The sequence below is a fragment of the Parasedimentitalea huanghaiensis genome, from assembly GCF_009753675.1.
GTDB lineage: Bacteria > Pseudomonadota > Alphaproteobacteria > Rhodobacterales > Rhodobacteraceae > Parasedimentitalea > Parasedimentitalea huanghaiensis.
Genome location: NZ_WQLV01000023.1, coordinates 1 through 8,339 on the forward strand (window position 1 = coordinate 1; position 8,339 = coordinate 8,339).

An 8,339-nucleotide genomic window follows, 5' to 3' on the forward strand; every position below is an offset into this window, starting at 1 on the left:
GATTGCGTGCGATCCACTCATGGATCTTGTGCGACCTTTCCTTTGCGATCTCACCGCGCCGGAAGTTTCGGTGCGGATCTCCCGCCGTAGTGACCGGCTTTTCCTGCGCCTCTTCAAGCAAGACATCAAAGTGGACATCCAGCTTCTTGGAGAGCTGCACCATCAAACGAAAGAGCACCTTGTTCGGTGCGATCCGGTCCTGAACCGAAGCATTCTGCCAATCAACTTCATGGAATTCTGACATTCAAAAAATACCCGTAATTACCCGCGCTCTACCAGCAGCCCTGTCCGCAAAGGACGGCTAAGCTTCTGCCTACGTATGTGCTCAATTGCGATTTTGCTAACGATTTCAGGATACTGGCGCTATGTTGTTCCGCTTATGTTCCAGATCTATGCAAAGCGCAAAGGAGAACGACAACAAGTAGCCCCGGCAAATTGCCTGTGGGCAGAAAGGAAAAATCCGTTGACCAACAAGGCCAACCCACGAGAGACTCGAATGAGCGCAGCCCCAGCAGAGGTCGATGATCGACTGCTGGATCTGGTGCGTTTCCTCGCGCGGGCAGCGGCGGAAGCGGATTTTGCAGAGCATCTCAAAACAGACAGCACGGCGCGTGATGAACCAAACAGCCTGGATAAAGGACACGCACCATGACAACGATAGAGACAAACATAACAGCCAAAAGAGTGGCGATCTACGCCAGATATTCATCTGACCTTCAGACGGATAAATCCATCGAAGACCAGATCCACGTCTGCCAACAACGCGCCGTGGCCGAAGGCTGGACAGTTGTCGAGTGCTACACTGATCATGCAATTTCAGGAGAGAGCCTATTCCGTCCCGGTATTCAGGCACTGATGGCAGCCGCTCCGACAGGCCACTTTGATATCGTGATCTCTGAGGCCCTGGACCGGGTCAGCCGTGACCTTGAGGGCGCTGCCAAAGTCTTCAAGCATCTGCGTTTCAACGACCAACAAATATTCACCCTCTCTGAGGGGTTCATCAACGAGCTGCACATCGGGTTCAGCGGGACAATGGGGGCCATGTTCCTCAAGGAGCTGGCCGCCAAAACCCGCCGAGGTCTGCAGGGCCGTGCACTCAAAGGCAAAAGCGGGGGGCCTTGTCTACGGGTATGACATTTCCCATGAGGTTGGCCCGGACGGCACCATTGAGCGCGGCGGGCGCAAAATCAACGAAGCACAGGCCAAAATCGTCCAGCGGATCTTCAATGCCTATGTGACCGGCACATCCCCCGCCGCCTTGGCCAAACAGCTGAACGCTGAGAAGGTCCCTGCCCCCAACGGAGGCACCTAGGGGCCTAGCACCATATATGGCAACCGAGAACGCGGCACAGGCATTTTGAACAATGAGCTTTATATAGGCCGCCAAGTCTGGAACCGGCTGCGTTACATCAAAAACCCAGAGACTGGCAAACGCGTCTCCCGCCCCAATCCAGAGGACAAATGGGTGATCACCGATGTGCCGGACCTGCGCATCATCGATCAGAGCCTGTGGGACAAAGTCAAAACCCAGCAAGGCGTCTACAACCGCAAAGACAAACCGCTGCACAAGCGCAATCGCCCAACTTACCTGCTGTCGCACCTCGTCAAATGCGGCTGCTGCGGCGGGGGTTTCGCGATGCACAACCAAACGCGCCTGGCCTGTTCCACAGCGAAGAACAAGGGCACCTGTCGCAATAGCCTCACCATCAAGCGCGAAGATCTGGAACAGACGGTTCTGAACGCCCTCAACAAGAACCTGATGGATGAACGCCTGGTGGCTGCCTTCTGTGCAGAATACACCAAGCGAATGAATGCCCTGCGCAGCCAACACAACGCCTCACGCAATGACTTCATCAAGGAACAGCGCAAGCTGGAACGCGAGAAGCAAAAGATCGTACAGTCCATCTGCGATGGCGTGCCAGCAGAGATGATCAAAGACCGCGCTGTCATCGTCAACAACCGCCTCAATGAGCTGGAACAACTGCTGTCCACTCAGGAAGAAGAGAAGGTCATCTTTCACCCCAATATGGCGGAGCGCTACCACAAGGAAGTGCGCGGCCTGATGGAGACCATGAACAACCCGGAGACACGCACGGAAGCGTCACAGCATCTGCGCGCAATGATCGACCGAGTAGTCCTCACCCCCAACGAGACGGGTGAAGAACTGACGGTTGATCTGATTGGAGATCTGGCAGGTATCCTGTCGGTCGCAACCTCGTCGGAAAGCGCCCGCGTTGCGGCGGAGCTTTCCAAACTTCAACAAGTGCATCAGGAGCTTAGCGGTAGAACGACAAAAGCCCCCGAAGGGGCTTTGACGTTGGGCTCTACTTCACAAGTAGACCTGGTTGCGGGAGTAGGATTTGAACCTACGACCTTCAGGTTATGAGCCTGACGAGCTACCGGGCTGCTCCATCCCGCGACAGGGTCGAATAGGTTTCATCGTTTTGAGAGATCTGGTTCTTATTAGGTTTGGCGGTGCCCTACTCTCCCACGCCTTAAGACGCAGTACCATCGGCGCAACAGTGCTTAACTTCCGGGTTCGGGATGGGACCGGGTGTATCACTTGCGCTATGACCACCAAACCGAATAAGAACCAGTCCGCTCATTTCAGAGCGGTACAATCAACATGTTGTCCAGATTAAGTTTTGTTCTGTTTATAGTGGCTGCTGATTTCAGCCACTTGGAATGTATGCTTTGATAGTCGTTCACAGAGTTTCTGATTTATCAGTCTGTCTATTACTGGATCAAATCAAGCCTATCGGACCATTAGTACCAGTCAACTGAATGCGTTACCGCACTTACATCTCTGGCCTATCGACGAGGTGGTCTACCTCGGTCCTCAGGGATACCTTGTTTTGAGGGGGGCTTCCCGCTTAGATGCCTTCAGCGGTTATCCTGTCCGTTCATAGCTACCCAGCACTGCCGTTGGCACGACAACTGGTCCACCAGTGGAACGTTCACCCCGGTCCTCTCGTACTAGGGGCAACTCCTCTCAAGTATCCTACACCCACGGCAGATAGGGACCGAACTGTCTCACGACGTTCTAAACCCAGCTCACGTACCTCTTTAAACGGCGAACAGCCGTACCCTTGGGACCTGCTCCAGCCCCAGGATGAGATGAGCCGACATCGAGGTGCCAAACACTGCCGTCGATATGGACTCTTGGGCAGTATCAGCCTGTTATCCCCGGCGTACCTTTTATCCGTTGAGCGATGGCCCTTCCACTCGGGACCACCGGATCACTATGGCCGACTTTCGTCTCTGCTCGACTTGTCAGTCTCGCAGTCAGGCTGGCTTCTGCCATTGCACTCAACGAGCGATTTCCGACCGCTCTGAGCCAACCTTCGCGCGCCTCCGTTACGCTTTAGGAGGCGACCGCCCCAGTCAAACTACCCGCCACACAGGGTCCCGGATCCAGATAATGGACCGCGGTTAGACATCAAGCAGAGCAAGGGTGGTATCTCAAGGGAGGCTCCACCAAAACTGGCGTTTTGGTTTCGAAGCCCACCACCTATCCTGCACATGCTCGGCCTAATGCCAATGTGAAGCTGTAGTAAAGGTGCACGGGGTCTTTCCGTCTAACCGCGGGAAGCCTGCATCTTGACAGGCAATTCAATTTCGCTGAGTCTATGTTGGAGACAGCGGGGAAGTCGTTACGCCATTCGTGCAGGTCGGAACTTACCCGACAAGGAATTTCGCTACCTTAGGACCGTTATAGTTACGGCCGCCGTTTACCTGGGCTTCAATTCAGAGCTCTCACTCCTCCTTTTAACCTTCAGGCACCGGGCAGGCGTCAGACCCTATACGTCGTCTTGCGACTTCGCAGAGCCCTGTGTTTTTAATAAACAGTCGCCACCCCCTGGTTTGTGCCCCCAGCTCCCACTTGCGTAGGAACCGGGCCTCCTTCTCGCGAACTTACGGAGGTATTTTGCCGAGTTCCTTCAACATAGTTCTCTCAAGCGCCTTGGTATTCTCTACCTATCCACCTGTGTCGGTTTAGGGTACGATCTCATGGAAGGGCTATTTCCAGGGACCTCTCAGCAGCCCATTCAATCCAATAAGGATGAACTACCTCTGAGATCCGTCACCACTTCCTGGCCCAGGAATATTAACCTGGTTCCCATCGACTACGCCTTTCGGCCTCGCCTTAGGGGTCGGCTTACCCTGCTCAGATTAGCTTTAAGCAGGAACCCTTGGATTTTCGGCGAGAGTGTCTCTCACACTCTTTGTCGCTACTCATGTCATCATTCTCACTAGTGATCTCTCCACGGGATGGCTCACGCCCCCGCTTCATCGAAAGATCCGGTCCTCCAAGGCCTTCCGAAGAAGACTAAAGAGGATAGGATCTATGTCACACTACGCTCTGCTACCATGCACTATGTGCATCCTCGGCTTCGGCTCATGGCTTGAGCCCCGTTACATCTTCGCCGCAGGACAACTTAATTAGACCAGTGAGCTGTTACGCTATCTTTAAAGGATGGCTGCTTCTAAGCCAACCTCCTGGTTGTTTTGGTCGTCCCACCTGCTTTCCCACTTAGCCATGAATTAGGGGCCTTAGCCGGAGGTCAGGGTTGTTTCCCTCTTCACTACGGACGTTAGCATCCGCAGTGTGTCTGCCATCTAGTACTCCCGGGTATTCGGAGTTTGGTTAGGGTCAGTAAGGCTGTATGCCCCCATTGCCCATCCAGTGCTCTACCCCCCGGGGTATTCGGATGACGCTCTACCTAAATAGATTTCGCAGAGAACCAGCTATCTCCGAGTTTGATTGGCCTTTCACCCCTTGGCACAGCTCATCCCGATCTTTTTCAACAGATGTGGGTTCGGTCCTCCAGTGCATGTTACTGCACCTTCAACCTGGCCATGCCAAGATCACTCGGTTTCGGGTCTGATCCATCTAACTCATTCGCCCTATTAAGACTCGCTTTCGCTGCGCCTACACCTAACGGCTTAAGCTTGCTAGATAGACCAAGTCGATGACCCATTATACAAAAGGTACGCTGTCAGGCCGCAAGGGCCCTCCAACTGATTGTAGGCGTTCGGTTTCAGGTACTGTTTCACTCCCCTCGTCGGGGTGCTTTTCACCTTTCCCTCACGGTACTGGTTCACTATCGGTCAGTAAGGAGTACTTAGCCTTCGAAGGTGGTCCTCCGATCTTCAGACAGAATTTCACGTGTTCCGCCCTACTTAATACGTCCTATCATGCTTCGAATACGGGACTATCACCCGCTATGGTCATGCTTCCCAACATGTTCTTCTCACACTCAAGGCTCGGCTGGTCCCCGTTCGCTCGCCGCTACTAGGGGAGTATCAATTGATTTCCTTTCCTCCGGGTACTTAGATGTTTCAGTTCCCCGGGTTTGCCTTTTTAACCCTATGTATTCAGGTTAAAAATACCTGGTTTACCTCATTATTGACAACCTTGCGGCTGACAATAACAAAGTATCAGGTGGGTTGCCCCATTCAGAAATTCATGGATCAAAGCTTATTCTCAGCTCCCCATGACTTATCGCAGAGTATCACGTCTTTCATCGCCTCTTACTGCCAAGGCATTCACCAAACGCCCTTCTCGCGCTTGATTTGATCCAGAAATAGAAAGACTTGCGTCTATCACAAGAGCGGAAGCTGGTAAGAAACCGCCCTCTTCATTCTGAGATCAAAAGCATACTTTCCCGCTCGCTTCATGTCGGTGAAGCGAACAATTTGAGCACGTCCCGTATGCAGTCCCCATCCGTGCGGGAGGAGACTGAAGACGTGCTCGGGTTAGTGTACTTAACTTGGACAACGCTGTCGTTTCAGACTGGCAGACTTAAGCGGATCCGAGGAAAGGGATCATGCAAAAGCTCGCGTCATACCCCGAAGGGTAATCAGCACCAAACTGAGGTCAGACCCTCACTCGGGTGACCAACAGTGTTGTTGATTGTATCTCTCTAAACGATGTCAAAGCTTCTTACGAAGCTGCGTCTGTAGAACAGACGTTCAAACATTCGAACCGAACGTTTGAAGATGTGTTCTAACAAGGGAATGGTGGAGCCTAGGAGGATCGAACTCCTGACCTCCTGAATGCAAATCAGGCGCTCTCCCAGCTGAGCTAAGGCCCCAAAATAATCCCCTTCGGGATGATGGTGGGTCGAGGAGGACTTGAACCTCCGACCTCACGCTTATCAGGCGTGCGCTCTAACCACCTGAGCTACCGACCCGGTTTCCGTTTTGCAAAACAAAACAAAACCCGTGTGCGAGCAGCACTCATGGTTACGTCACCGAACAGCTGCCGATAACGGCTGCTGCCGCAGTTTCTGAAGAGATATGAGGACGGCCTGGCTCTGTTTGAGCTCTGTGAACCCAAACTGAGACTTGCGTCTCTATGATCATTCACTCATTTCGAGTGCCCCTTCGTGAGAAGAGGAGATCTGCTAAGTGTTTCATGAGATCAGCAAGCTGATCTGGCTAGAAACATCCTTAGAAAGGAGGTGATCCAGCCGCAGGTTCCCCTACGGCTACCTTGTTACGACTTCACCCCAGTCGCTGAACCCACCGTGGTCCGCTGCCCCCTCCGAAGAGGTTGGCACACGGCCTTCGGGTAGACCCAACTCCCATGGTGTGACGGGCGGTGTGTACAAGGCCCGGGAACGTATTCACCGCGTCATGCTGTTACGCGATTACTAGCGATTCCGACTTCATGGGGTCGAGTTGCAGACCCCAATCCGAACTGAGACAGTTTTTTGAGATTAACTCATTGTCACTGCCATTGTAGCACGTGTGTAGCCCAACCCGTAAGGGCCATGAGGACTTGACGTCATCCACACCTTCCTCCCGCTTATCACGGGCAGTTTCCCTAGAGTGCCCAGCTTAACCTGCTGGCAACTAAGGATGTGGGTTGCGCTCGTTGCCGGACTTAACCGAACATCTCACGACACGAGCTGACGACAGCCATGCAGCACCTGTCACTAGGTCCCGAAGGAAGGCTCCATCTCTGGAGTTGTCCTAGGATGTCAAGGGTTGGTAAGGTTCTGCGCGTTGCTTCGAATTAAACCACATGCTCCACCGCTTGTGCGGGCCCCCGTCAATTCCTTTGAGTTTTAATCTTGCGACCGTACTCCCCAGGCGGAATGCTTAATCCGTTAGGTGTGTCACCGAATAGCATGCTACCCGACGACTGGCATTCATCGTTTACGGTGTGGACTACCAGGGTATCTAATCCTGTTTGCTCCCCACACTTTCGTACCTCAGCGTCAGTATCGAGCCAGTGAGCCGCCTTCGCCACTGGTGTTCCTCCGAATATCTACGAATTTCACCTCTACACTCGGAATTCCACTCACCTCTCTCGAACTCTAGACCAGGAGTTTATGAGGCAGTTCCAGGGTTGAGCCCTGGGATTTCACCCCATACTTTCTGATCCGCCTACGTACGCTTTACGCCCAGTAATTCCGAACAACGCTAGTCCCCTCCGTATTACCGCGGCTGCTGGCACGGAGTTAGCCGGGACTTCTTTACTAGATACTGTCATTATCATCTCTAGCGAAAGTGCTTTACGACCCTAAGGCCTTCATCACACACGCGGCATGGCTGGATCAGGCTTGCGCCCATTGTCCAAGATTCCCCACTGCTGCCTCCCGTAGGAGTCTGGGCCGTGTCTCAGTCCCAGTGTTGCTGATCATCCTCTAAAACCAGCTAAAGATCGTAGACTTGGTAGGCCATTACCCCACCAACTATCTAATCTTACGCGGGCTGATCCTTCACCGATAAATCTTTCCCCCGAAGGGCGTATAAGGTATTACTCTCCGTTTCCAGAGGCTATTCCTTAGTGAAGGGTACATTCCCACGCGTTACTAACCCGTCCGCCGCTCGCCCCCGAAGGGGTGCGCTCGACTTGCATGTGTTAGGCCTGCCGCCAGCGTTCGTTCTGAGCCAGGATCAAACTCTCAAGTTGAAAGCATCTTACAATGCTATCCTTGACGTCGAACCTCTGCACATATCGTCCCATCGTTCAAATGGGACAGTTTAACCGTTTGGTTGTGCTCAAGTTTCCAAAGAAACAAAAGCCGTCCAAACAGTGAAGCTGACACTGGTCATCGGGTCGAAACCCTACCAGCGTTGATATATGCACAGGTTGATCCATCGAATGAACCAAACCGCCCACATATCTCTTCAGATATATAATTTGTCAAAGAGCAAGAAGACAAAAATCAAACAGATGCGCCAATCTCTCAGCGCGCCCGCCAATCCTAATCTTCAATCCCCGTCTCTCCGAGGCGTCCAACTGTCTCTCCAGCCCGTCCCTCCGTCTCTCCGAAGCGTCCCCACCAGCGCCTCAGCGCCGCCGGTAAGGGGGGTTCTAGGGT

4 protein-coding genes, 3 tRNA genes, 3 rRNA genes and 1 pseudogene are annotated in these 8,339 nt (G+C 53.2%); 3 read left to right on the forward strand and 8 right to left on the reverse strand.

Annotation, left to right across the window (positions count from 1 at the left end; translation table 11 throughout):
* Positions 1 to 244, reverse strand: a 244-nt coding sequence (locus tag GO984_RS22065) for a hypothetical protein (protein ID WP_157024711.1), incomplete at its 3' end; no start/stop codon positions are given.
* 252 nt (positions 245 to 496) lie between these two features.
* On the opposite strand from GO984_RS22065, the gene GO984_RS22070 reads away from it, so the two are divergent.
* From GO984_RS22070 to GO984_RS23940, 3 genes and pseudogenes are all read left to right on the forward strand, one after another.
* Positions 497 to 652 carry a hypothetical protein gene (locus GO984_RS22070; protein WP_157024712.1) on the forward strand — a complete coding sequence of 52 codons (156 nt, stop codon included), beginning with the start codon at positions 497 to 499 and terminating at the stop codon, positions 650 to 652.
* Complete coding sequence (locus tag GO984_RS23725; RefSeq protein ID WP_245231217.1) at positions 649 to 1,134, forward strand: recombinase family protein; 486 nt, start codon at positions 649 to 651, stop codon at positions 1,132 to 1,134. Before GO984_RS22070 ends, GO984_RS23725 begins: the two co-directional genes overlap by 4 nt.
* A gap of 100 nt (positions 1,135 to 1,234) precedes the next feature.
* A pseudogene (locus GO984_RS23940) lies at positions 1,235 to 1,690 on the forward strand (recombinase family protein); the annotation flags it as partial.
* A 147-nt stretch (positions 1,691 to 1,837) separates the two neighbouring features.
* Here GO984_RS23940 and GO984_RS23945 read toward each other — a convergent pair.
* The 7 genes from GO984_RS23945 to GO984_RS22105 form a co-directional block, all read right to left on the reverse strand.
* Entirely contained in the window at positions 1,838 to 2,020 is a 183-nt protein-coding gene (locus tag GO984_RS23945; protein WP_342448125.1) for a hypothetical protein, read from the reverse strand.
* Positions 2,021 to 2,342: 322 nt separating this feature from the next.
* Positions 2,343 to 2,419 (reverse strand) — tRNA-Met (locus tag GO984_RS22080).
* A 48-nt stretch (positions 2,420 to 2,467) separates the two neighbouring features.
* A 5S ribosomal RNA gene (rrf, locus tag GO984_RS22085) occupies positions 2,468 to 2,582 on the reverse strand.
* 163 nt (positions 2,583 to 2,745) lie between these two features.
* Positions 2,746 to 5,578, reverse strand: a 23S ribosomal RNA gene (locus GO984_RS22090).
* Between the two features lie 444 nt (positions 5,579 to 6,022).
* A tRNA-Ala gene (locus GO984_RS22095) sits at positions 6,023 to 6,098 on the reverse strand.
* Between the two features lie 22 nt (positions 6,099 to 6,120).
* Positions 6,121 to 6,197: transfer RNA gene (locus tag GO984_RS22100), tRNA-Ile, on the reverse strand.
* Positions 6,198 to 6,460: 263 nt separating this feature from the next.
* Positions 6,461 to 7,927 (reverse strand): 16S ribosomal RNA (locus GO984_RS22105).
* The 16S, 23S and 5S rRNA genes sit together here with 3 tRNA genes alongside, the layout of an rRNA operon.
* Positions 7,928 to 8,339: the final 412 nt, after the last annotated feature.

Excerpts from the sequence above, each read along its gene's own strand:
- GO984_RS22070 (WP_157024712.1), top strand. The coding sequence starts at position 497 with ATGAGCGCAGCCCCAGCAGAGGTCGATGATCGACTGCTGGATCTGGTG.
- GO984_RS23725 (WP_245231217.1), top strand. The coding sequence starts at position 649 with ATGACAACGATAGAGACAAACATAACAGCCAAAAGAGTGGCGATCTAC.